Source organism: Pseudarthrobacter sp. NPDC080039, from assembly GCF_040702335.1.
Lineage (GTDB): Bacteria > Actinomycetota > Actinomycetes > Actinomycetales > Micrococcaceae > Arthrobacter > Arthrobacter enclensis_A.
The window spans coordinates 1-24132 of record NZ_JBFBKY010000005.1; the positions used below are offsets into that span (position 1 = coordinate 1).

Here is a 24132-nt window from a genome sequence, read left to right on the forward strand (position 1 = left end):
GGCACCTCCGGCCCCGCAACAGCACACGCAGCATCCGCGTACACCACCGCCGCTTTGGCCTTCAACGCCGCAATCCCGGCCTCCACCCCACGGGCACCAGCCAGAATATCCAGGCAACCATCCGCCAAACCAGCCAACGGATCAGCCACCGAAAACGGCTCCGAACCAGAGCCCTCCACCTCCGCAACCAGCACGGCAAGGGCAGCACGCATCTCCGCCAACGCCCTCACCACCGCCGCTTTCCCCATAAACCCATCATGACAAGGGGGTACGACAATCAAGAGCGGCCACAGAGAATTCAGCTCAGGCCGGCATCCCGCCCGCCAGCAGCTGCTCCAGCCCCTGTTTGAAGCCGGATCTGCCACCGTGGGCGGGATGCCGGATCTTTGGTACAGACAGGCCGCTGCGCTGCAGGCTGTGCTGGGCAACGTTGCCAACTGCCACGATGGAGCTGATCCCGAACATCTCCGCCAGCTCCTGCCAGAAGGGGGTGCCGAGCTTGGTTTCGGAGGGCCGGGGAGTGCGGTTGGACAAGGGCTTGCCGGGTTGGTGCGGGTGCCAGGGGAAAGCACTCCACAGCAGGGGCAGAAGCCCCACTTCTTCCAGGACCTGCCACAGCACCGTTGCCGTCGGCTCGGCAGCTACCCCTGCAGCTTCGGGCGGCAGCACGTACCCCTTGCCGGGGCCAAACAGTCCAAAGCTGTTGGCAGGTCCGCCGAGGATGACCCGGTTGGTGAAGGGCACACCGGTGATCCGCATGCCACGGAAGCCGGGGGCCTCCCCCACCAGCAGGACCGAGGGGCGCCGGTCCAGCATCTCCTGCAGGTAGAGTTCCAAGTTGTGCCGGCGCAGCGCATTCTCAGGCGCGTCGTAACTGAAGAAATTGGTGGAGGCAGGGCCAGTCTCCACGGCGGCCAGCCGCTCAACAAAGTCGTGGACGGATTCAGTCACCCGAGTGCTCCCAGGCTGCGGACGCTACCAGCGCGGGTGGATGGCTTCCCGGAAGTAGTGGTCGTAGATCCAGCGGACGCCATCGTCGAACTCCTTGCCAATGCTGACGGCGGCTGCGGCGGCGTTGGCGCGCGCCTGTTCCACATTGCGCGCGCCCGGAATAACGGTGGTGACGCCGTCCTGCGCGGCGATCCAGGCGATGGCCGCCTGCGCAGTGGTGGCACCGGACGGCACCAGCTGTTCGAACTCTTTCACTGCCTTGAGGCCCAGCTCGTAGTCCACACCGGAGAAGGTCTCTCCGACGTCGAACGCTTCGCCCTTGCGGTTGTAGTTCCGGTGGTCGTTCTCCGCGAACGTGGTGTCCTTGGAGTACTTTCCGGACAGCAGTCCGGACGCCAGCGGCACGCGGGCGATAATGCCCACGCCTGCAGCCTTGGCGGCAGGAAGCACCTCGTCCAGCGGCTTGAGCCGGAAGGCGTTCAGGATGATCTGCACGGAGGCGGTTCCCTCGTGCCGGATGGCCTCAAGGGCCTCGTCGGTCCGCTCCACGCTGACACCGTAGTTCCGGATGGCGCCTTCGGACACCAGGGTGTCCAAAGCGTCGTACACCTCGTTGCTGCTGTACACAGGCGTGGGCGGGCAGTGCAGCTGGACCAGGTCCAGAGTGTCAGTGCCCAGGTTCTTCCGGGAACGGTCCACCCACTGGCGGAAGTTGGCCAGGTTGTAGTTTTCGGGGCGCTGCTCCATGCGCCGGCCCATCTTGGTGGCAACCGTGACGCCGAGGCCAGGCTGGTCCGCGAGGAACTTCCCGATTGCCTGCTCGCTCCTGCCGTCGCCGTACACATCGGCGGTGTCAAAGAAGGTGACTCCCGCTTCCACCGAGGCTGCGAGGATGGCCTGCGCCTGTGCCGGATCCACATTGCCCCAGTCCGCGCCGAGCTGCCAGGTACCGAGCCCCACGATGGAGACGTTCCGTCCGGTCTTGCCTAAAATCCGCTGTTCCATCCCCCGACTATATGCAACGATGCAACCCGGGGTCAGATCCGACTCCGGGTTGTTCCCGCACAAGCGGAAGTATGACCCTCGGGTGCCCTAGGAAGGAACCCGCTCCAGCTTGGGCACCAACCCCGCTTCCTTGAGCCCCAGGTAGATCCGGTCCCGCGCGATGGGCAGGGATGCAAACCGCACGCCCGTCGCGTTCCGAATCGCGTTGGCCAGCGCCGGAGCCACGGGGTTGAACGGGCTTTCACTCATCGACTTGGCACCCAGCGGCCCAAGCTTGTCATTGGTGTCCGCGAAGTACACCTCGCTGCGCGGCACATCCGCAAAAGTAGGAACGTGGTACTGCCGCAGGATGTCCGTGGTGACCTTCCCGGCGTCGTCCACCACCACCTCCTCATAAAGTGTGGCGCCGATGGCCTGCGCGATGCCGCCCTCGATCTGTCCGCGGCACTGGCGCGGGTTGACCACCACGCCGGCGTCGGCCGCCTGCACGCTCTGCAGGATCTTCAGCTCGCCGGTGCCGCGGTTCACCGCCACCCGGAAGCCGTGCACGTTGAACGCCACGGAGCGCGGAGTGCCGCCCCAGCGCCCTTCCGCGGAAAGTTCGACGCCGGCATCCGCGGCAGCCTGCGCCAGCTCAGCCAATGCCACGGACTTCCCGTCGATCACCACGGCGTCGCCGTCGAGGACACATGCGGAGGCTTGCGTCTGCCGGATGCCCGCGGCAAAGGCCCGGATGCGGACAGCAAGTTCCTCCGCCGCGGCGAGGGTGGCCTTGCCGGCCACCACCGTGCCCGCGGAACCAAAGGCTCCGGTGTCGTGCTCCACCAGGTCCGTGTCCGACTGCCGCACCGCAACCTTGGCAGCCTCCGTGCACAGTGCCGTGGCAGCAAGCTGGGCATGGACGGTGGTGGTGCCGTTGCCGAACTCGGCGGTTCCGACATCGGCCTGGTACGTTCCGTCCGGCAGGAGCCGGACGTGGGAGTGGGCAAAGTGGCCACGCGGCGGCACCGTGTCGATCATCGACAGTGCAGTGCCTTCGCCCACCATCCAGTCGGGCCCCAGGTCATCAAGGCCCGCTTCCCGGTACCTCGCCTTCCCCCGGTCCAGCGCATCCCGGACCAGGTCCAGGCACTGGTCCAGCCCGTAGCTGCCGTAGTGGACATCCTCCTCCGGATCGGGCTGGGTGGACAGCATGTGGTCGCCCTCCCGGACCATGTTCCGCCGACGGAACTCCAGCGGATCCATCCCGATCCCGACGGCCAGCTCATCCATGGCGGATTCGATGGCGAAGATCATCTGGCTCAGCCCATACCCACGGAACGCGCCGGCCGGCACGGTGTTCGTATATACGGAGCGCGCGTCCACCTTTTTGTTGGCGCAGTTGTACACCGCCAGCGATTCGCCGCAGCCGTGGAACATGACGCCGGGGCCGTGGTTGCCGTAGGCGCCGGTGTTGGTAACCACGTCCAGCTCCAGGGCCGTCAGTTTACCGTCCTTGCCGGCTCCGGCCTTGAGCTTGATGGTGAACGGGTGCCGGGTGGTGGTGGCGGTGAACTGTTCGGTGCGGGTCAGTTCCAGCTGGACCGGCCGCTGCAGTTTCAGGGCCGCGAGCGCCACGAGGTCCTCGGTAAGGACCTCCTGCTTCCCGCCGAATCCGCCGCCCACGCGTCCGGCCACCACGTGGACTTTGTCCTCGTCGAGCCCGAAGACCCGGCACAGTGTGCGGCGCACCAGGAACGGCACCTGGCTGGAGGTACGGACCTGGAGGCGTCCCTCGGCATCCACGGAGGCGACGGCGGCATGGGTTTCGAGGGCGACGTGCTGCACCCGCTGGGTTTGGTACGTCTGTTCGTGGATGAAGTCGGCGGCTGCGAAGCCGTTGGCCACGCTTCCCAGTTCAGAGTGCAGCTCAGCCACCACGTTCCGGTCCGGATGGGCGATTCGGGAGCGGGCAGCATCCTTGTCCCCATGGACCAGTGGAGCGCCAGGTACCAGTGCGTCCTGTGGAGAAAAGACCGCCGGAAGTTCTTGGTACTCCACCTGCAGTGCGCGGACGCCTGCTTCAGCGGCGCCCACCGATTCGGCCACGACGGCGGCCACGCGCTGGCCGCGGAACCGCACCACGTCGTCAAGCACGCGGGTATCGTCCGGGTCGTCGGTGAAGAGCTCGTGCTGGGCCGTGGAGAACAGCTGGGCCGGGGCATCCTCATGGGTGAAGACTGCCACCACGCCCGGGACCTTCAGCGCCGCATCGGCATTGATGGACACCACCCGGGCGTGGGCGTGCGGCGAGCGCAGGACCTTCAGGTGCAGCAGTGCCTGCTGCTGGTCTTTCGGGACGTCCAGGGTGTAGCGGGCGGCCCCGGTGACCACGGCGCGGCTGGCCGGGGCGGGGACGTCATCACCCAGCCGGCCCGGCTCCGGACCCGGCTGTCCTTCCCCTGCGATGCCTGACCCTTGCCCGGCAGGATCGGGATGGCCGGCGCTCCCGCAGACGGCGTCGGCGATGGCGCGGTACCCGGTGCAGCGGCAGAGGTTGCCTTTGAGGTTCCGGGGAAGGTTCTCCTTCTGGTCGTCGTCGAAGGTCGCCGCCGTCATCACCATGCCGGCCGTGCAGAAGCCGCACTGGAAGCCCTGCCGTTCCATGAACTGCTGCTGGATCGGATGCAGCTGCCCATCGGCACCGTCCGGGGCGGCCAGGCCCTCGATGGTGGTAACCGCGCGCCCTTCGGCCCGGACCGCGGGGTAGATGCAGCTATGCACGGGCGTTCCGTCCACGTGGACGGTGCAGGCGCCGCAGTCGCCGCCGTCGCAGCCCTTCTTGACACCGGTGTTGCCCTGCTCACGCAGGAACGTGCGCAGGCACTGTCCGGGGCGCGGAGCAGCGTCAGCCGCAGCGCCATTGATCTCGATGGCCATGCTCAGGCCCCTTTCGAAAGTGTCGTGGCCCCGGATCCCGGCATCCTGGCGCTCCGTGGCGGCCAGAAGTCGCCGGACACAGCCAGGCCGGGCGTCCCTTCGGGCGATTCCAGCTCGGTGCGGATTTCCTCGGCAAGCCGGTAGGTCATGTCCCGGCGCCAGGCGGGCAGGCCGTGAACGTCGTCGTGGTAGAGCGCCGCCGGGATGGCGTCCTGCAGCGCGGAGGCCAGCCGGTCCGCGTCGGGGACTGTGTCAAAGCGCAGCTGCACGGGCCTCTTGGTGGCCGCGGTGACGGTCAGCACCAGGGAGGTGCCGCCGTCGAGCCGTCCAATCAGCAATGCCCCGGACCTTCCCAGGTTGCTCAGCGACAGGCGGCGGAACGCCACGCGGGCGGAAAGGGACGACGCCGGGAGCTGGACACTGCGGAGCAGCTCGCCGGGTGCCAGGCAGTTTGCCGCGTCCCCGGTGACGAAGTCGGCCACGGGGACCGTGCGACTGCGGCCGCCGGGAGCGAGGATGGTGGCCACACCGTCCAGCCCGGCGCAGAGGGAGATAACAGGCCCCGCTGGCAACGACGTGCAGAGGTTCCCGCCCACGGTGGACATGTTCCATACCTTGAACGAGGCGACGAAGGAATCGCAGCATGCCCGGACCAGGGCCAGGGCTGGCCAGGTGTGGCCGGAGACCTGGGCTGAATCGGGAAGGCTGTACAACTCGGCGATGGTGCAGGTGGCGGCGAGCTCGATGCCGTCGCCGCTGACGGTCATGGGGGTCCAGCCGGCGTCGCCGAGGTCCAGCAGGCGTGTGAGCGGCCGGGGTCCGAAGGCGTAGCTGCCGTAGGAGAAGAGGACCGTTCCGCCGGCAAGCCACGCGTCGCCGTCGTGCCAATCTGCGGGGTCGGTGGTGCGGACCACCGCCTCGATGGTGTTCATGTCCATGCGATCTCCTGCGTGATGAAGTCTGTTGTCTTGAGGTCTTGGGGCGCCGTTGCCGGCGCGCTGTGGTGGATGGTGCCGGTGGTGTCGCGCAGCGGCAGGCAGCTGGCGGCGCGGTTGCGGGCGGCGATCAGTTCGGCGGTGACGGACACTGCCACTTCGGCAGGGGTGATGGCACCAAGGTCAAGTCCGATGGGTGAGTGCAGCCGGGCAATCCGTTCCGCCGGGACGCCTGCGTTGAGGAGTTCGTCGACCCTTTGCAGGTGGCTGCGGCGGGATCCCATGGCGCCCACATACGCGAGGTCCAGGGCCAGGGCGGTTTCCAGCAGGGGGACATCGAACTTCGGGTCATGGGTCAGGACGGCCGCAACGGTGCGGCTGTCCGTCCGTCCGCCGGCCGCTTCCGCTGCCAGGTAGCGGTGCGGCCAGTCCGTGACCACCTGGTCCGCCGCGGCGAACCGGGGCTGCGCCGTGAACGCCGGGCGGGCGTCCACGAGGGTCACGTGGTAGCCCAGCAGTTTGGCGGCCGGGACCAGGGCCGCGCCGAAATCGTTGGCCCCGAAAACCAGCATGCGGGGCGGGGCCAGGCGGGACTCCACCAGGATGGCCGGCCCCGCAAGCTGGCCGCCGCTCCGGTCCGAAGCGCACTGCCCTGGTTGCGGGAGCTGGACCAGGCCGGCCCCGCCGCTGCGCACAAGGGCCTCCACCTGAAGCGCAGGTTCCCCACCCAGCAGCGATGCCAGCTTCGGCTCGGCGGCCAGGCGGAACGCCTCCGGATGGGGAAGTACGACGGCGGTGCCCCCCAGGCTGCCCAACCCGCGTACCAGCGCCACGGGTTGGTCCGGATCAAGTCCGGCGAGCTGCAGCAGGGCCGTCCGCAGTGGGTGGGCGGCATCGGCGGGCACGGGCTGGATATCGATGGCGAGCTCTCCCCCACAGCTGAGTCCGGCTGCGAACGCATCGGCGGAGCTGAAGCCGAAGATCCCGTGGCGCGGAACGTCGTCGTCCATTGCCTCCTGCGCGAGCGCCACCACAGCGCCCTCAACGCAACCGCCGGACAGGCTGCCCAGCACATCGCCGGACTGCGTGACCAGCATGGAGGTCCCCACCGGCCGGGGGACCGACCCGGATGCCCCCACGACGGTGGCCACGGCGAACCGCCGACCTTCGAGCCGGAGGACCCAGGGGCCCAGCGAAGGGATCAGGTCAAGCATGGCGGCGCTCCTTCTTCCGCAGCGGTGGTGTCCATTGTCGGTCCTGCCAGCCTGTCCTGCCAGGGGCCGGACCAGGTGTTGGTCCGGCCCCTGGCGCGGGGCTGTTGTTGATGATGCTCAGCTGCCCAGCAGGGCGTTGATGGGTCCGCGGGCGAAGTACACCAGGAACCCGGCGCTCACCACCCACATCAGCGGATGGATCTTCTTCGCCTTGCCCGATGCCGCCCCGATCACGGCCCAGCTCACAAAGCCGACGCCAATGCCGTTGGCGATCGAGTAGCTCAGCGGCATGGTCACGATGGTGAGGAAAGCCGGCAGCGCCACGGTGAACTTGGTGAACTTGATCTCGCGGATCTGGGCCATCATCATGGCGCCCACCACCACCAGGGCGGCGGCGGCAACCTCGAGCGGCACCACGCTGGTAAGCGGGGTGAGGAACATCGAGCCGAGGAACAGCAGTCCAGTGACCACGGAGGCCAGGCCGGTCCGGGCGCCCTCCCCGATTCCCGCTGCGGAGTCGATGTACACCGTGTTGGACGACCCGGAGGTGGCGCCGCCCGCCACCGCGCCGAAGCCTTCCACGATGAAGGCTGATTTCAGCCGCGGGAACGTGCCGTCCTTGTGGGCGACGCCGGCGCTCTTGGCCAGGCCGGTCATGGTGCCCATGGCGTCAAAGAAGTTGGTGAACACCAGCGTGAACACCAGCATGGTGGCGGCGAGCCCGCCGATCCGGCTGAACGAACCGAACAGGTCGAAGTGGCCTACGAGGCCCAGGTCCGGCGCCGATACCAGCCGGCCGGACAGGACGGGGGTATTCAGGTGCCAGCCGCCGGGGTTGGTGGCGCTGGCTGGCCCCAGTTTCATGACGGCTTCGACGACGGCGGCGAGCACGGTGGTGCCGACGATGCCGATGAGCAGGCCGCCCTGGACCTTCCGGGCCACGAGGATGCCCATGGCAAGGAGGCCGACGACGAACACGAGCGTGGGCACGGAGGTGATGGAGCCGCCGTCGCCCAGTTGGACGGGCGGCCCGCCGGTGGTGGGGCGCACGAAGCCGGAGTCAACGAAGCCGATGAAGGCGATGAACAGGCCGATGCCCACGGTGATGGCGGCCTTCAGTTCCTTGGGAACGGCCCGGAAGATGGCGGTCCGGGCGCCGGTGACGCCGAACAGGACGATAAGGATGCCGTTGATGACCACCAGCCCCATGGCCTCGGGCCAGGTGACCTCGTGGATCACGGAGACAGCCAGGAAGGAGTTGATGCCCAGTCCGGCGGCGAGCCCGAAGGGCAGGTTGGCGATGAGGCCGAAGAGGATGGTCATGACGCCGGCGGTGAGGCCGGTGACCGCACCCACCTGGGATGCGGACAGCCAGCCGCCAGCGACGTCGGTGGGCGCATTGTCAGCGCTGAACCCGCCCAGGATGAGGGGGTTCAGGATGACGATATACGCCATGGTGAAGAAGGTGACCAAACCACCGCGGAATTCGCGCGCCAGGGTTGAGCCGCGACGGGTGATGTGGAAGAAACGGTCAAGGAAGGAGTTTGACGCCGGCAGTTTGGGCGTGCCGGGGGCCGGCCGGAGGGCGGGCGTACGTGGAGCCGCATGCTCCTCGTGGGAACGGTCCAGGATGGTCATCGAAGCCGCCGGGCCTAGTAGTCGATCCTGGATTCGAGCGTGTTCCAGGTGTTGAACGGCTCCAGCGGGGCCGGGGCCTGGGGATCGCCCAGCACCAGCTTGGAGACCGGCATCAGGGAATCCCTGTCCTGGTTTTCAAAGTATTCGTAGAAGACGGCGTCATCGAAGCCGACCGACGCGGCGTCGTGCCGGTCGGCGGCGTACACCACGCGGCTGACCCGCGCCCAGAGCGCCGAAGCCAGGCACATGGGGCACGGCTCGCAGCTGGTGTAGAGAGTGGCGCCGCTGAGGTCGAAGGTGCCCAGTTCGCGGCAGGCGGCGCGGATCGCCGTGACTTCGGCATGCGCGGTGGGATCGTTGTCCGCCGTGACGCGGTTGACGCCGTCGAACGTTTGTCCGTCCGCCGTGACGATCATGGCCCCGAAGGGGCCGCCGCTGTTGAGGACGTTGGCTGTTGCCAGCCGGATGGAGCGGGCCAAAAACTGTTCGGCCGTGACGGTGGTACTCATGATGCGACTTCCTTTTGCCGGGAAGCCTGACGCCGCGCAATACCAGTAGAACCAGGTGCGAACGGTTACCAGGCTTCAGCATGTGCTGTGAAGGTTAAGTTGCGCCTGGTAGATAGCCTCCCGTGCCCGGGTGCCCGCCTTTGGCAGAATCGAGATTAGCACCGCTTTGTGGGCAGCGCCATAGTTTTCTGGAAACTTAATTTCGCTATGTGAAATCCAGGTTTCGCGTTCTTCACGGCCGCCACTCTGGGCGCCGCAAACAGCGGCGTTGACGCAGGTGCGGAACGGCTGACAGCCGCGCTGGCCGCTGCTAGCGTGGCCGCATGACCCCGTCAAAGACGCCGCCCGAGGTTCTCGATATTGGCGGAATCGAAGTCCGGATTTCCAGCCCGGACAAGGTGGTATTCCCGGAGCCGGGGCTGACCAAGCTCGATTTGGTGCGGTACTACCTGGCAGTGGCTGACGGTGCCCTGCGTGGCGCGGGCGGCCGGCCCATGGTGCTCAAGCGCTTCCCGAAGGGCATCGACGCCGAGCCATTCTTCCAAAAACGCGTGCCGGAAAACCACCCTGCCTTCATCGATACCACCACGCTGCACTATGCATCAGGGACCTCGGCAGAGGAGGCCGTGATCCGGGATGCCGCCGGCCTGGCCTGGGTCATCAACCTTGGCTGCCTGGACCTGAACCCGCATCCGGTCCGGGCGGAGGACCTTGAGCACCCGGACGAGCTGCGGGTGGACCTCGACCCCATGCCCGGCGTGGACTGGCCGCAAATCGTGGATGCGGCGTACGTAACGCAGGAAGTCCTGGACGACGTAGGCCTGGTGGGATGGCCCAAGACCAGCGGGTCGCGCGGCCTGCACATCCTGGTCCGCATCGCGCCGGAATGGTCCTACCGTGATGTCCGCCTTGCCGCGGAAACCCTGGCGCGGGAAGTCGAAAACCGCGCCCCGGGCCTGGCCACGGCGCGCTGGTGGAAGGAGGAACGCGGCGAGAGCGTTTTCGTGGACTTCAACCAGAACGCCAAGGACCGAACGGTCGCGTCCGCTTATTCCGTGAGGCCCCTCCCGGATGCCCGGGTTTCAACACCGTTGACGTGGGAAGAGATGCGGACTGCCCGGCCTGGCCAATTCACGGTACCCACGGTGCTGCAGCGGTATGCGGACATCGGCGACCCCCACGAGGGCATTGACGGCGCGGCGGGCAGGCTGGACGCGCTCCTGTCCCTGGCCGAAAGGCTCGGGCCCGCGGAAAAGGCCCCACGCAGCGGCAACGGATCGGGTCGGCGGCAGTCGCTGATGCCGCTGATCGAGGTTGCCAGGACCAGGACAAAGCCGGAAGCGCTGGCGGCGCTGGACGAATGGAAGTCGCGGCACGCCGACGTCGTACCGTCCCTCCGTCCGGCAGATGTCCTGGTTGACGGCATGCGGGGGTCCAGCTCACTCTGGTACCGGGTGCGGGTTAACCTGCAGCACGTTCCCGAAGCGGGGCGGCCGCCGCAGGAGGAGCTCATAGCGGACTACGACCCGTGGGCAGGCAGGCAATGGCCGGGGCGCCCCGGCTCCTGACGCGTTACTCCCACGCCCGTACCCAGTCCACGCGGACGGCACTGTCCTCGCCAAAGATCCGCTTCTGCGGATAGACCCCGACATTGAGAAGCAGATAATGGGGTGCGTTATTGTCCTGGGTAGGGTAGGACGAGACGCGGCGCCCATCGAAATAGATGTCATTCACGCCCGCCTTCCGGTGCACGCCATAGGTATGGTAGCCACCGGCCCAGCACCCCAGGACGCCTTTTGCCATCGCGGTTACCGGCGAGTGGTAGACGGTCGACATGTCCCCCGCCAGCGGTTCAGCGATGTCAATCTCGCCAGTGGCCGGAAAATTTTGTCCCACGGTCCACCAGGCAGGCCAGTTATTGATCCCGCCGGAGCAGGTTCCGGGGAAGAAGATCCGGGCCTCGACGTAGCCGGTGGTGTACTGGAAGCCCACGTGCCCCGGGACACCGTCCTTCGGATTAGTCGACAGCAGCGCGCCGGACTCAGCGTCCGACAGCTTAAGGACGGCGTTGCCGTTTTCGACCTTCACATTGCTGGCGCAGGTCTTGACCCCGTTCTTCATCGAGTCCGAAGCGCAATCCTTGAACCAGTACGGGGTCCAGACGGCGGTGTTCAGTACGTCGAACTCCTCATCGAAGACGAGCTTCCACGAGCCGGGAGGTCCTGCCGGGGCCGGCTCCGTACTGGCAACCACCGGCGCACCTTTGACGGAAGCGTCGCTTCCTGCGTCCCCGGCCTTCAGCCCATCGGGCTGGCCTGCTCCACCCGTTTGATCCTGGGCAGCGGAGGCAGCCGAACCGTCCTTCCCGGCGGTCACTTCCGGCGCCGGCCCAATTGCGCTGGAGCCCGGAGAGGGCGGCACCGCCCCGGCACCCGGCACCGGAGCGCTTTGTTCGCTGCCGGGCCCTGCAGAAGAGTCATCAACGGAACCCTGGCCCCGGATGGCGCTGGCCGACAGGCCTGCGAGGACCAAGAGACAGCAGAGGAACTGCAGCAAGCGGTCTCTGGCTTGGTGCATGGCTTTCCTTCCCTGCTCTTAGCGGAGGCCGGCCGGCCCCGGACTAAGCGCCAGGACATGGCTTGCTGCCTATCGTGCAAGGGTAAGGAGAACCACCGGCAGGCGTCGTGAGTAGCAACTACTCGCCTTTGTGGCTGCCGCCACCCGGGATGCTTTTCATGTACTCACATCCACAGGACGCGGACAGGGAGGGCTATTGCCCGGCCGCCCGGCCCCCAAAGACCGGAAGGGACTGGATCCAGCGGGAGAAACGGCCGCTGGAAGGACGGCGCTCCTCCGGCACGTGCAGGTCGGGATCAATTCCACCGCCAAGCGGGAGGTAGAACTCCGGGGCGGCGGCTCCTGCAGACGGCGCTGCCTGAGCGGGACGGCTGTCCTGCTGGTACATCGATACCTCCTAATTTCGCAATACGGAAAGCAATTATTGCTTAGTGAAATTCTATTCCGCCTTTGGAATGACGGTCAATAGTCCCACCCGAGGATCTCCCGCCGTCGGCGGTCACAAAGCGGATTTTGAACCTGTGATGTACACCACCGGCATTCGGCGGTACGCTGTTATCCAACTCGTGGCGCACGTCACGTAACCTGGGAGCAGCAGGCAGGGTCGTAATGAGCTGGCATCAACGGATGCCGGCTCTTTTTTATTGGGTCGGCTCCATCGGAAACGCGCATGAAACGCGCGCTTAATTTCAGTGATGGAACCTAGGTTCCACCTACCGGAAGTTGGGAAAAGACCATGAGCAGCAAGATCATTCTCGGCAGCAACCAGTTCGGCAAGGCCGAGGTCCGGGTAGTCAAGATCACCCGCGACACGGACCGCCACCAGATCGAAGACCTCAACGTCACCTCGCAGCTGCGCGGCGACTTCGAGGCCGCCCACCTGGAGGGCGACAACAGCCACGTTGTGCCCACCGACACCCAGAAGAACACCGTCTATGCGTTTGCCCGTGAGGGCATCGGCTCCCCGGAAGCCTTCCTGCTTCGCCTCGGCGAGCACTTCACCTCGAGCTTTAGCTGGGTGGACGGCGGCCGCTGGGAAGCGGAGGCGTACAGCTGGAACCGCATCCAGGCCCACGGCAGCGAACACGACCACTCGTTCGTCCGCAATGGCCAGGAAGTCCGCACGGCAGTGCTGGTTCGCGACGGCGCTGCCGAGCACCTCATCTCCGGCCTGAAGGACCTGACCGTCCTGAAGTCCACCCAGTCCGGCTTCGTTGGCTACCCCAAGGACAAGTACACCACCTTGGCGGAAACCACCGACCGGATCCTTGCCACCGATGTCTCAGCCCGCTGGCGGTTCAAGTCCGGCACCGACTTCACGTCCTTCGATTTCAACAAGAACTACGACGACGTGAAGAGCCTGCTGCTCGAAGGGTTCACGGAAAACTACTCGCACGCCCTGCAGCAGACCCTTTTCGACATGGGTACCAAGGTCCTTGAGGCCCACCCCGAGATCGACGAGATCAAGTTCTCCATGCCCAACAAGCACCACTTCCTCGTGGACCTCTCGCCGTTCGGCCTCGACAACCCCAACGAGGTCTTCTACGCGGCGGACCGCCCCTACGGCCTGATCGAGGCCACGGTCCTGCGCGAGGACGCCGTAACCGCCGAAAACGCCTGGACGGGCATCGCCGGCTTCTGCTGAGCCAAAGCGGGGCGGCCGGCCTGCCGAAATCGAGGCTTCGGCAGGCCGGCCCACCCGCAAACCACCCCGCAGTTCCGCAACGCACAAGCAGTTCCGCAAAACAGCCCTACCGCAAAACTTCGACGTTAGCCAGACAAAGTTAGCCAGACGATGACGTCTGCCATGAACCAGGAAAGTCTGCCATGAACATCAGGAACAACCCGTCCCTTGACACCAACACAACAACCGGGGACGCCAAGCAACGGACCAAGCGCCCCATCACAGGACGGCCGGAAGACGAACGGCTGTCAATTGGCAGCAGCTTCGCCTACGGCTTCCAGCATGTCCTCACAATGTACGGAGGGATGATCGCGGTCCCACTCATCATCGGACAGGCAGCAGGCCTTGCCCCCGCCGACATCGGCATCCTCGTAACCGCGGCCCTCTTCATGGGCGGGTTGGCAACGCTCATCCAGACCCTTGGACTCCCGTTCTTCGGCTCACAGTTGCCGCTGGTCCAAGGCGTTTCCTTCGCCAGCGTCGCCACCATGCTCTCGATTGTCAGCAGCGGCGGTGGCCTCCCCGCCGTCTTTGGCGCCATTATTGCCTCTGCCGCCATCGGCCTGCTGATTGCCCCGGTTTTCTCCAAGATCGTCCGGTTCTTCCCACCGGTGGTGACGGGCACCGTCATCACCACCATCGGGCTGACACTGCTGCCCGTTGCCGCAAACTGGGCCATGGGTGGCAACAGCAAGGCACCCACCTACGGCAGCACGGCCAACATCGGCCTTGCAGCGGTAACCCTTGTCCTGGTCCTGGTCCTTAGCAAGGTGGGAAGCGCCACCCTGTCCCGCCTCTCCATCCTGCTCGCCATGGTTGGCGGAACCATCGTGGCGGTGGTCACGGGAATGGCGGACTTCTCGAAGATCGCCGACGGACCTATCGCCGCATTCCCCACCCCCTTCCATCTGGGTGCACCCACCTTTGAACTGGCAGCAATCGTCTCCATGGTGATCGTGGTCCTGGTCATCATGACCGAGACCATGGCGGACATCCTTGCCGTGGGCGAAATTGTGGGCACCAAGGTCGACTCCAAGCGCATCGCGGCAGGGCTGCGGGCTGACATGGTCTCGTCCCTTGTGGCGCCTGTATTCGGCTCCTTCCCACAAACCGCATTCGCGCAGAACGTTGGACTGGTGGCGGTCACCAAAATCAAGAGCCGGTACGTCGTGGCCGCCGGCGGCGTGATCCTGGTGCTGCTGGGCCTGCTCCCGGTCCTTGGCCGCGTTGTCGCCGCCGTACCCACCGCCGTCCTGGGCGGCGCCGGCATCGTCCTCTTCGGAACCGTTGCTGCCAGCGGCATCCGTACGCTGGCCAAGGTGGAATACCGCAACAACATGAACCTGATCATCGTGGCCGCCTCGCTGGGCTTCGGGATGATCCCGATCGTGGCCCCCACCTTCTATGACCAGTTCCCCTCCTGGTTCAGCACCATCTTCCACTCCGGCATCAGCTCTGCAGCCGTCATGGCCATTTTGCTGAACCTGCTGTTCAACCACCTCAAGGCCGGCAATTCCGACAACCAGTCCGTTTTCGTGGCCGGAACAGGCCGCGTGGTCAGGGCGGAGGACCTCCACTGCCTGGCCGAGGGCGACCGGTTTGAAAATGGCAAGCTCATCGACTGTGACGGCAACGAAGTCCCCATCCAGTCATCAGAGAAGGCATCAGAACACTGACTCTGCCCCCATGGGCCCACGCCGCCAGGGTGCGGGTGTGGACGACGACGGCCCCTCCCGAAAGGGAGGGGCCGCCGTCATGAGTGGTTGGGTCAGCCGATGCAGCGTGGCCGGGTCAGGTGCGGTTCAACTCGCGGGAGATGGCATCGGCGGCTTCCCGGAGGATGGGCACAGCTTTGTCGGCAAAATTCCCGTCGACGCGGGACACGGGGCCCGACACGGAAATAGCGGTGGGGGTAGGAGCGTTGGGCACCGCCATGGCGAAGCAGCGCACGCCAAGCTCCTGCTCCTCCTCATCGATAGCGTAGCCACGCTCGCGGATGAGCTTGAGGTCTGCCAGGAGTTCCTCCACGTCGCCGATGCTCTTGGAAGTGGGGGTGGGCATCCCGGCGCGGGCCACGATGCCGCGGACAGTGTCGTCGTCAAGCTGCGCCAGGATGGCCTTGCCGACGCCTGTCGCGTGGGTATGGGCGCGGCGGCCGACCTCCGTGAACATGCGCATGGAGTGCAGCGAGGGCACCTGGGCCACATAGATCACCATGTCCGAGTCCAGCACCGCCATGTTGGAGGTCTCCCCCAGCCGGTCCACCAGGACCTTGAGCTGCGGCTGGGCCAAGGCGCCGAGCTGCTTGTTGGCACCTTCCCCCAAACGGATCAGGCGTGGGCCCAGGGCGTAGCGCCTGTTGGGCAGCTGGCGGATGTATCCGAGCGACACCAACGTGCGGAGCAGGCGGTGGATGGTGGGCAGCGGAAGATCAGTCGAGGACGACAGCTCGCTAAGCGTGACGTCTCCGCCGGCATCGGTGATGAGCTCCAGCAGTTCGAAGACGCGCTCCACCGACTGCACCCCACCAGAGGCTTTTTCTGCCATTCCGCTGTCTCCTACGGCTCGGAATCCGACAACTCTTATCCGCATCGTGAAAAGAGTTGCTTAGAACCCCAACATACATCACGGGCCTTCCTGCCGCGCGACGGGGCAGTGCAGTCGCATTCGGAGGGGTTGTGTTTCCATAAGGTAGATAATAATATCCATAATACGAAAAACTTCGGAATCAGAGCAGCAGCCGGACAAGGCCTAAACAGGAGGACATTCAATGGCGAACCCCAGCCCCGGAAATTCGATCACCCTGCGCGTGGAAGCGCCGTCAAGCTTCAGCGCCACCAGCGAGCTTGCCGCAGCCGTCGGAGCGGCCGGCGCCGCCATCACCGCACTGGATGTCACCGAGTCCCACCACGCGACCCTGGTTGTCGACGTCACCTGCAACACGACGGACGATGCCCACGCAGCACGCGTCAAGGACGCCCTCAACGCCCTCGACGGCGTGACCGTCCAGCACGTCTCGGACCGCACCTTCCTGATGCACCTCGGCGGCAAGCTCGAAGTCGTCCCCAAGGTCCCCCTGCGCAACCGCGACGACCTCTCCCGCGCTTACACTCCCGGCGTCGCCCGCGTTTGCCTGGCCATTGCCGAGGACCCCGCCGCAGCCCGCAACCTTACCGTCAAGCGCAACACGGTCGCCGTGGTCACGGACGGCTCCGCCGTGCTGGGCCTGGGCAACATCGGCCCCGCCGCAGCCCTGCCGGTCATGGAGGGCAAGGCCGCCCTCTTCAAGCAGTTCGCCAACGTGGACGCGTGGCCCGTGTGCCTGGATACCCAGGACACCGAGGAAATCATCCGCACCGTCAAGCTCCTGGCACCCGTCTTTGGCGGCGTGAACCTCGAGGACATCGCCGCTCCCCGCTGCTTCGAAATTGAGGCCCGCCTGCGTGAGGAATTGGATATCCCCGTCTTCCACGACGACCAGCACGGCACGGCCATCGTGACCCTGGCCGCCCTGGTCAACGCCCTGCGCGTAGTGGACAAGAAGATCGCGGACGTCAAGATCGTGGTTTCGGGCGTCGGCGCCGCCGGCTCGGCCATCATCCAGTTGCTCAGAGCCCAGGGTGCCCGGCAGATCATCGCCGCGGGCCGCTCCGGTGCCATCCACAAGGGTGAAACCTACAACGACCCCCACCGCACCTGGATCGCGGAAAACACCAACCAGGAAGGCTTCGCCGGCAGCCTGCACGAGGCCCTGGTGGGCGCCGACGTCTTCATCGGCGTCTCGGCCCCGAACATCCTCGGCGAAGAGCACATCGCTTCCATGGCCAAGGATGCCATCGTGTTCGCCATGGCCAACCCCACCCCCGAGGTGGACCCGGCCGTCGCTTCCCGGCACGCCGCCGTCGTGGCCACCGGCCGCAGCGACTTCCCCAACCAGATCAACAATGTCCTGGCCTTCCCGGGCCTCTTCCGCGGCCTCCTGGACGCCGGGGCCCGCGACATCACTCCGGACATGCTGGTGGCTGCTGCAGAGGCGATCGCCAACCGGGTGAATGATAATGAGCTCAATGCGAGCTACATCATCCCGAGCATTTTCGACCCGCACGTGACCGCGGACGTCGCGGCCGCCGTCGCGGCCGCAGCCCACGCCTCCAACGTTGCTACGGCTGCCGAACCGGCCGAATCCGCCGCGGAGCCGGCACTCGCCTCCGCCTGACCGACTGACTTCCAGCCAAAGGAAAGGACCAGAAATGGCCATCACCGTCACAGATCCCCGGCCGATCCCCCGCGCGGAGGAGATCCTCACACCCAAGGCTCTGGCCTTCGTGGAGGAACTCCACAACCGGTTCGCCGGCACCCGCAACGAACTCCTGGCGGCACGCGCCGCCAAGCGGCAGCGGGTTGCCGAGACCGGCAAGCTGGACTTCCTGCCGGAGACCCAGGACGTGCGCGACGGCGACTGGAAAGTCGCGCCCGCGCCCGCAGCTTTGCAGGACCGCCGGGTGGAGATGACCGGGCCGGCCTCGCCGGCGAAGATGGCCATCAACGCCCTCAACAGCGGTGCGAAGGTGTGGCTGGCGGACCTTGAGGACGCCAGCACACCCACCTGGGCCAACGTCATCGACGCCATCCTGAACCTCCGGGACGCCGCCCAGGGCACCCTCAGCTACACCTCGGATGAGGGCAAGGAGTACCGCCTGCGCACCGACGCTCCGCTCGCCGTCGTTGTGGCCCGCCCGCGGGGCTGGCACATGCAGGAAAAGCACCTCCTCATCAACGGCGAACCCGCCGTGGGCGCCCTGGTGGACTTCGGCCTGCACTTCTTCCACATCGCCAAGCAACTGGTGCTGAACGGACAGGGCCCGTACTACTACCTGCCCAAGATGGAAAGCCACCTCGAGGCCCGGCTGTGGAACGACGTCTTCGTCTTCGCGCAGGACTACCTCGGCCTGCACCAGGGCACCATCCGGGCCACGGTGCTGATCGAGACAATCCCGGCGGCCTTCGAGATGGACGAGATCCTCTACGAGCTGCGGGACCACGCTTCAGGCCTGAACGCCGGCCGCTGGGACTACCTCTTCAGCATCATCAAGTACTTCCGCGACGCGGGCGAGGAGTTCGTCCTGCCGGACCGCGCCTCCGTGGTGATGACCGCCCCCTTCATGCGCGCCTACACCGAGCTCCTGGTCAAGACCTGCCACAAGCGCGGCGCCTTCGCCATGGGCGGCATGGCTGCGGTCATCCCCAACCGCCGCCACCCGGAAGTCACCGCAGCCGCCTTTGAAAAGGTGCGTGCGGACAAGACCCGCGAGGCGAACGACGGCTTCGACGGTTCCTGGGTTGCCCACCCGGACCTGGTCCCCACCTGCCGCGAAGTCTTCGACTCTGTCCTCGGCGAGAAGCCCAACCAGGTGGACAAGCAGCGCCCGGAGGTTTCCGTCACCGCCGCGCAGCTGCTCGATGTCCAGTCCGCCGACGGCCAGGTCACCGAGGCCGGCCTGCGCCTGAACCTCTACGTGGCCGTCGCCTATACGGCAGTGTGGCTGTCCGGGAACGGCGCCGTGGCCATCCACAACCTGATGGAGGACGCCGCCACCGCGGAAATCTCCCGATCCCAGGTGTGGCAGCAGATCCGCAACAAGTCCATCCTCGCGGACACCGGCAACACGGTGACCAAGGAGCTGGTGGAGCGGATCCTCGGCGAGGAAACGGAGCGGCTGCGCACCGAGTTCGGCGACGAGGCCTTCCGCCGCTACTACCAGCCGGCCGGCGAACTGATCGCCGACATCTGCCTCTCGGATGACTACACGGACTTCCTCACCACGCCGGCTTACGAACTGGTGGACTGAGATGGCCCGACCCAAGTCATCGCTTTCCGCCGGGGACCTTGCGCACATTGACGGCCAGCTTGCCGCGACGGACCGGCTGCTGGAACAGAACTACCCGGGCGACGACGGCTCCCGCCAGCCCGTGCACACGGTGTACGTGCCGGCGGACCGTTTCACGCCGTCGCTCGCTGCCGACTGGGGCGCCCAGGCAACGGCGGCCGTGGAAGCGCACGGCGGGTTCGGAAGACTCTGCGGACTGCTGGGCCAGGATGCCACGCTGGCACAGGCTGTTGCCCCTCGCGTGGATGCGAAGCTTTCCAGCGAGCCCATCGAGGACCTGCGCCTGGACTTTGAGGACGGCTTCGGGGACAGGGGCGACGACGCCGAGGATGCCGCCGCGGTTGCCGCCGCTTCCGCGGTGGCCACGGCAGTCGCTGCGGGGTCCGCTCCCCCGTTCATCGGCATCCGCTTCAAATGCTTCGAGGCTCCCACCCGGGCGCGGGGGCTGCGGACGCTGGACCTGTTCGTCTCAGGTCTCGCCGCCGCCGGTGAGTTGCCGGACGGCCTGGTCCTGACGCTGCCCAAGGTCACCACGGTGGCCCAGGTGCAGGCCATGGACTACGCCGTGTCCCGGCTCGAGGAAGTCCACTCGCTGCCCGCGGGCCGGTTGCGGTTCGAGGTGCAGGTGGAGACGCCGCAGCTGATCCTCGGCCCGGACGGCACGTCGCCGGTGGCCCAGCTGCCGCACGCCGTCCCCGGCAGGATCAGCGGGCTGCACTACGGAACCTACGACTACTCCGCGTCCCTGCAGATCTCCGCTGAATACCAGTCCATGGAGCACCCGGTGGCGGACTTCGCCAAGGAGGTCATGCAGCTGGCAGTGGCCGGCACGGGCATCCGGCTCTCCGACGGGTCCACCAACATCATCCCGGTGGGCGACAACGTGGAGAACGCCTGGCAGCTCCACGGCCGCCTGGTCCGCCGGTCACTGGAACGCGGCTACTACCAGGGCTGGGACCTGCACCCGGCCCAGCTGCCCAGCCGGTTCGCCGCCACCTACGCCTTCTACCGCCAAGGCCTGCCGGCCGCTGCCGCCCGCCTGCGCAACTACGTGGAACGGACCGAAGGCGGGGTCATGGACGAGCCGGCAACCGCCCGAGCCTTGGCCGCGTTCGTGCTCCGTGGCGTCCAGTGCGGCGCTGTGGGTGCCGAGGAAGTCCAGGCGCTTGCCGGCGTCGGAATTCCGCAGCTCACCGCACTGGCGCACCCGCGGCTGGCCATCACTTCCAACCCGTAAGCAAAGGATTCCTTCCATGGGCAAGTACTACTCCCCCAGCGGCGGACTGCCGCCGCAGACGCACCTCACCACCGAACGGGCCATCGTCACCGAGGCGTACACGGTGATCCCCAAGGGCGTGATGACGGACATCGTCACGTCCAACCTGCCGGGCTTCTCCAACACCCGGTCGTGGATCATCGCCCGTCCCATCTCAGGATTCGCCACCACTTTCTCCCAGCTGATCGTCGAAATCGGTCCCGGCGGCGGCGCGCCGAAGGCCGAGTTCGAGGCAGGGGTGGAAGGCGTCGTCTTCGTCACCAGGGGCAAGGTCAACCTCACGCTCGACGGCGAGCTCCACCAGCTGGAGGAGGGCGGCTACGCCTACCTGGCCGCCGGCGCGCAGTGGGGCCTGGAAAACGTCTCGGACGACGTCGTGTCCTTCCATTGGATCCGCAAGGCCTATGAGCGCCTCGAGGGTTATGAAGCCAAGTCCTTCGTCACCAACGAGAAGGACGTGGAGCCCACGTCCATGGCGGACACCAACGACGTCTGGAAGACCACCCGCTTCACGGACTCCAGTGACCTGGCGCATGACATGCAGGTCAACATCGTGACGTTCCAGCCCGGCGGCGTGATCCCGTTCCCCGAAACCCACGTGATGGAGCACGGCCTGTACGTCCTGGAGGGCAAGGCCATGTACCTGCTGAACAACGACTGGGTGGAGGTGGAGGCCGGCGACTTCATGTGGCTGCGCGCCTTCTGCCCGCAGGCCTGCTACGCCGGCGGCCCGGGCGAGTTCCGCTACCTGCTGTACAAGGACATGAACCGCCAGGTGAAGCTCACCTAGCCCTTTCCCCTTCGGGGACTGGCAGGGGCCGTTATGGAATTCCATAACGGCCCCTGCTTTTTGTGCTGCTGGTGCGGCTCAGGCGCCGGGGTTGAGGACCACCTTGATGCAGCCGTCTTCCTTCTTCTGGAACTTCTCGTACAGGGCCGGGGCACCGTCCAGGCCCGAACGGTGGGTGACCAGGTCCATGACACCCAGCGGATCGGCGTCGTCCTCCACGAGGGGAAGGATGTCATCGGTCCAGCGCCGCACGTTGCACTGGCCCATGCGTACCTGCAACTGCTTGTCGAACATCGTGAGCATCGGCATGGGGCTGGCAGTGCCGCCGTATACGCCGCTCAGGGACAGCGTGCCGCCCCGGCGCACCGCGTCGATGGAGGCGTGCAGGGCAGCCAGCCGGTCCACACCGCCGGTTTCCATGGCCTTCTGCGCCAGCTTGTCCGGCAGCAGCCCCAGCGCCTGGTGCGCGAACCCCGCCACCGGGGAGCCATGGGCTTCCATGCCGACGGCGTCAACCACGGCATCCGGGCCGCGACCGCCCGTCATCTCCCGGAGTTCATCACCGATCGCCTTGCTGTAATCGAGCGTTTCCACGCCGTGCCGCGCCGCCATCTCCCGGCGTTCCGGGACGGGATCGATGCCGATCACGCGGAAGCCGCGGTGCACGCCGATGCGGCCGGCGAACTGTCCCACGGGTCCGAGGCCGAACACGGCAAGAGTGCCGCCGGCCGGTACGTCCGCATACTCCACGGCCTGCCAGGCGGTGGGAAGGATGTCGGAGAGGAACAGGTAGCGCTCGTCCGGGAGTTCGCTGCCCACCTTGACGGGGCCGTAGTCGGCGTGCGGGACGCGGAGGAATTCGGCCTGGCCGCCGGGAACGGACCCGTACAGCTCGGAGTAGCCGAAGAGGGCAGCGCCGGATCCCTTTTCCTTGACCTGGGTGGTTTCGCACTGGGACTGCAGGCCCTGCTTGCACATGTAGCAGGAGCCGCACGAGATGTTGAACGGGACCACCACGCGGTCGCCCTTGCGGAGGTTTGTGACGCCGCTGCCCACCTCCTCCACAATGCCCATGGGCTCGTGGCCGATGACGTCGCCTTTGTGCATGTAGGGGCCCAGGACTTCGTAAAGGTGGAGGTCGGAGCCGCAGATGGCGGTGGAGGTGATGCGGACAATCGCGTCCGTCGGTTCCTGGATGACGGGATCGGGAACTTCTTCCACGCTTACCGACCGTTTTCCTTGCCACGTCAGTGCTTTCACAGTCTCCCTTTCGTCTGCTTTGCGCGGGGGGTTCTCCCCCGGCGGGGAAGGGCACCCGCGGGCACCCTTTCTTCGACGCTATCGGTTTTAAGGGAAAAAAGTAAGCATGCTGATCAAAAGCTTGTGGCACGCGCCGGCTGCTCCTACCGTAGGAAGAGTCCAGAACGATCAGGAAAAGCACGTGAAAGAGGAACGCCATGTCGCTGTACCAGGCGGAACCGGTCGAGATCTCCACCCGCATGCGCCCGGGTGAGTGGACAGAGGAAAGCCTGGCCCAACTGGTCAGCACCTACCGGACACGGGTGGAGGAAATGGGCGCGCCCGCGGCGGAGGTAGCCACCGACGTCGAACGGAACGACGACGGTTCCGTCAAGGTGGTGGTGTCCTGGACCAAGCCCGCCATTGCCGGCAATGAGGACTCAGTGCCGGGCGGCCGGCCGCTGTGAGCGGAGGCTGACCTCAGGAGTCCGGCTGCAGAGCCAGCAGCCGGCCAATGGCACTTGAGGCCAGGTTTTGCAGCAGATCGCGCGGTCCTTGGTAGACCTCGACGGCGCCCGCCTCACGCAGTTGCCCGGCCTGGATGCCGCCGCAGGTAACCCCTATGGCCGGGATGCCCAGCGCCGCGGCGGCCTTCATATCCCAGACGGCGTCACCGACGTAGACGGCATTTCCGGCCTCCACCCCCACGGCTTCGAGGGCAGCTTCGAGGATGTCCGGCGCCGGCTTGCTTTCCTCCGCATCGTTTGCGCTGGTGGCAGCATCGAGGAACGCGTCGGCGTCCAGGACAGACCGCATGACCTGCAGGTCCCTTTCCCTTGCGGAGGAGGCGAGTGCGACGGCAAGGCCACCGGCATGGCACTGGCCCAACAGGTTCTTGGCGCCGTCAAGGGCGCGCAGCGAGGGCCAGTGCGAGGCATAAAGCGCTCCATGGCTGGCCATGATGTCCTCGTCTTCATCACGGTCACGATCGGACGGCAGCAGATTGTCCACCAGCCGGGCGCCGCCCATTCCGACAAGTTGATGGATGGCCGCCATGGGCACGTCATGCCCGTACTGGCGGAACGCGCCCCACCAGGCGACGGTGTGGATGTAGGACGAGTCGATCAGCGTCCCGTCAACGTCAAAGAGGACCCCCCGGCGAGGACCGCCAGGGGGTGTCGTAGCCTCGGACATCAGCCCACCGCTGCCCGTCGCACGTCAGGGGCCTTCTTGCGCCTGGCGGCCTCCTCCTTAGGGGAGTTGACCGGGCGTACACGTTCACGGATAACCGTGCCGGCGCCGTCCAGGCTCTTGTCCCGGATTAGGCCCGTACCGGCAATCTCGCGGGCCATCGCCACGCCGGCCACAGCTGCCCTTTTGGTGGGGAAGGTGACCGAGATGGCCATCAGGTTCCCGCTTCCGTCCATCATCCTGATCCGGTAACCGCCGTCAGGGGCATCCACGAGCTCGAAAAATCCGGCCATAACTATCACTCCTCCGTCAATCA

At 66.3% G+C, this 24132-nt stretch carries 21 protein-coding genes and 1 pseudogene; 8 read left to right on the forward strand and 14 right to left on the reverse strand.

Annotation, left to right across the window (positions count from 1 at the left end; genetic code table 11):
- From AB0313_RS07525 to AB0313_RS07560, 8 genes and pseudogenes are all read right to left on the reverse strand, one after another.
- Positions 1-248 (reverse strand): annotated as a pseudogene (locus AB0313_RS07525) (endonuclease); the annotation flags it as partial.
- Between the two features lie 55 nt (positions 249-303).
- A complete protein-coding gene (locus AB0313_RS07530; protein ID WP_366304619.1) occupies positions 304-951 on the reverse strand; it encodes a uracil-DNA glycosylase in 648 nt (215 codons plus the stop codon).
- A gap of 24 nt (positions 952-975) precedes the next feature.
- Positions 976-1956, reverse strand: a complete 981-nt coding sequence (locus AB0313_RS07535; RefSeq protein ID WP_141945911.1) for an aldo/keto reductase — start codon at positions 1954-1956, stop codon at positions 976-978.
- Positions 1957-2043: 87 nt separating this feature from the next.
- Positions 2044-4875, reverse strand: coding sequence for a molybdopterin cofactor-binding domain-containing protein (locus tag AB0313_RS07540; protein ID WP_366304622.1), 2832 nt, complete (start codon positions 4873-4875; stop codon positions 2044-2046).
- Between the two features lie 2 nt (positions 4876-4877).
- Positions 4878-5813 carry an FAD binding domain-containing protein gene (locus AB0313_RS07545; protein ID WP_366304624.1) on the reverse strand — a complete coding sequence of 312 codons (936 nt, stop codon included), beginning with the start codon at positions 5811-5813 and terminating at the stop codon, positions 4878-4880.
- A complete protein-coding gene (locus AB0313_RS07550) occupies positions 5804-7024 on the reverse strand; it encodes an XdhC family protein (protein ID WP_366304626.1) in 1221 nt (406 codons plus the stop codon). The genes AB0313_RS07545 and AB0313_RS07550 overlap by 10 nt, the downstream gene beginning before the upstream one ends.
- A 117-nt stretch (positions 7025-7141) precedes the next feature.
- Positions 7142-8662 (reverse strand): NCS2 family permease, encoded by a 1521-nt coding sequence (locus AB0313_RS07555; RefSeq protein ID WP_141945903.1) that lies wholly within the window; start codon positions 8660-8662, stop codon positions 7142-7144.
- A gap of 14 nt (positions 8663-8676) precedes the next feature.
- Complete coding sequence (locus AB0313_RS07560; protein WP_366304629.1) at positions 8677-9171, reverse strand: nucleoside deaminase; 495 nt, start codon at positions 9169-9171, stop codon at positions 8677-8679.
- Positions 9172-9494: 323 nt separating this feature from the next.
- Here AB0313_RS07560 and ligD point away from each other — a divergent pair, with 323 nt between their 5' ends.
- The gene (gene ligD / locus AB0313_RS07565) at positions 9495-10739 is read left to right on the forward strand and encodes a non-homologous end-joining DNA ligase (RefSeq protein WP_366304631.1); all 1245 of its coding nucleotides are present in this window, start codon (positions 9495-9497) and stop codon (positions 10737-10739) included.
- A gap of 4 nt (positions 10740-10743) precedes the next feature.
- Here ligD and AB0313_RS07570 read toward each other — a convergent pair whose 3' ends face one another.
- Positions 10744-11748, reverse strand: a complete 1005-nt coding sequence (locus AB0313_RS07570; protein WP_307304163.1) for a family 16 glycosylhydrolase — start codon at positions 11746-11748, stop codon at positions 10744-10746.
- A gap of 193 nt (positions 11749-11941) precedes the next feature.
- Positions 11942-12136: a hypothetical protein gene (locus tag AB0313_RS07575; RefSeq protein ID WP_141945896.1), complete on the reverse strand. Its 195-nt coding sequence runs from the start codon at positions 12134-12136 to the stop codon at positions 11942-11944.
- A 348-nt stretch (positions 12137-12484) separates the two neighbouring features.
- On the opposite strand from AB0313_RS07575, the gene pucL reads away from it, so the two are divergent.
- Positions 12485-13393 carry a factor-independent urate hydroxylase gene (pucL, locus tag AB0313_RS07580; protein WP_141945894.1) on the forward strand — a complete coding sequence of 303 codons (909 nt, stop codon included), beginning with the start codon at positions 12485-12487 and terminating at the stop codon, positions 13391-13393.
- Between the two features lie 182 nt (positions 13394-13575).
- Positions 13576-15108 (forward strand): nucleobase:cation symporter-2 family protein, encoded by a 1533-nt coding sequence (locus AB0313_RS07585; protein ID WP_307304157.1) that lies wholly within the window; start codon positions 13576-13578, stop codon positions 15106-15108.
- Positions 15109-15223: 115 nt separating this feature from the next.
- Here the strand turns inward: AB0313_RS07585 and AB0313_RS07590 are convergent, their stop codons facing one another.
- Complete coding sequence (locus tag AB0313_RS07590) at positions 15224-15979, reverse strand: IclR family transcriptional regulator (RefSeq protein ID WP_141945890.1); 756 nt, start codon at positions 15977-15979, stop codon at positions 15224-15226.
- Positions 15980-16202: 223 nt separating this feature from the next.
- On the opposite strand from AB0313_RS07590, the gene AB0313_RS07595 reads away from it, so the two are divergent.
- Genes AB0313_RS07595 through AB0313_RS07610 form a run of 4 tightly spaced genes read left to right on the forward strand, consistent with a single transcriptional unit; the run spans position 16203 to position 21386 of the window.
- Positions 16203-17648 carry an NAD-dependent malic enzyme gene (locus tag AB0313_RS07595; protein WP_366304634.1) on the forward strand — a complete coding sequence of 482 codons (1446 nt, stop codon included), beginning with the start codon at positions 16203-16205 and terminating at the stop codon, positions 17646-17648.
- A 34-nt stretch (positions 17649-17682) separates the two neighbouring features.
- Positions 17683-19281, forward strand: coding sequence for a malate synthase A (aceB, locus tag AB0313_RS07600; RefSeq protein ID WP_141945886.1), 1599 nt, complete (start codon positions 17683-17685; stop codon positions 19279-19281).
- A 1-nt stretch (position 19282) separates the two neighbouring features.
- On the forward strand, positions 19283-20557 hold the full coding sequence (locus AB0313_RS07605) for an aldolase (RefSeq protein WP_366304636.1): 1275 nt from the start codon (positions 19283-19285) through the stop codon (positions 20555-20557).
- Positions 20558-20573: 16 nt separating this feature from the next.
- Entirely contained in the window at positions 20574-21386 is an 813-nt protein-coding gene (locus tag AB0313_RS07610; protein ID WP_366304638.1) for a bifunctional allantoicase/(S)-ureidoglycine aminohydrolase, read from the forward strand.
- A 78-nt stretch (positions 21387-21464) separates the two neighbouring features.
- Here AB0313_RS07610 and AB0313_RS07615 read toward each other — a convergent pair whose 3' ends face one another.
- Positions 21465-22646, reverse strand: coding sequence for a zinc-dependent alcohol dehydrogenase (locus tag AB0313_RS07615; RefSeq protein WP_307304140.1), 1182 nt, complete (start codon positions 22644-22646; stop codon positions 21465-21467).
- A gap of 197 nt (positions 22647-22843) precedes the next feature.
- On the opposite strand from AB0313_RS07615, the gene AB0313_RS07620 reads away from it, so the two are divergent.
- A complete protein-coding gene (locus tag AB0313_RS07620; protein WP_366304640.1) occupies positions 22844-23092 on the forward strand; it encodes a hypothetical protein in 249 nt (82 codons plus the stop codon).
- A gap of 13 nt (positions 23093-23105) precedes the next feature.
- Here AB0313_RS07620 and AB0313_RS07625 read toward each other — a convergent pair whose 3' ends face one another.
- Both AB0313_RS07625 and AB0313_RS07630 read right to left on the reverse strand, forming a co-directional pair.
- Entirely contained in the window at positions 23106-23819 is a 714-nt protein-coding gene (locus AB0313_RS07625) for an HAD family hydrolase (RefSeq protein ID WP_141945878.1), read from the reverse strand.
- On the reverse strand, positions 23819-24109 hold the full coding sequence (locus AB0313_RS07630; protein WP_141945877.1) for a hypothetical protein: 291 nt from the start codon (positions 24107-24109) through the stop codon (positions 23819-23821). The genes AB0313_RS07625 and AB0313_RS07630 overlap by 1 nt, the downstream gene beginning before the upstream one ends.
- Between the last annotated feature and the right edge of the window lie 23 nt (positions 24110-24132).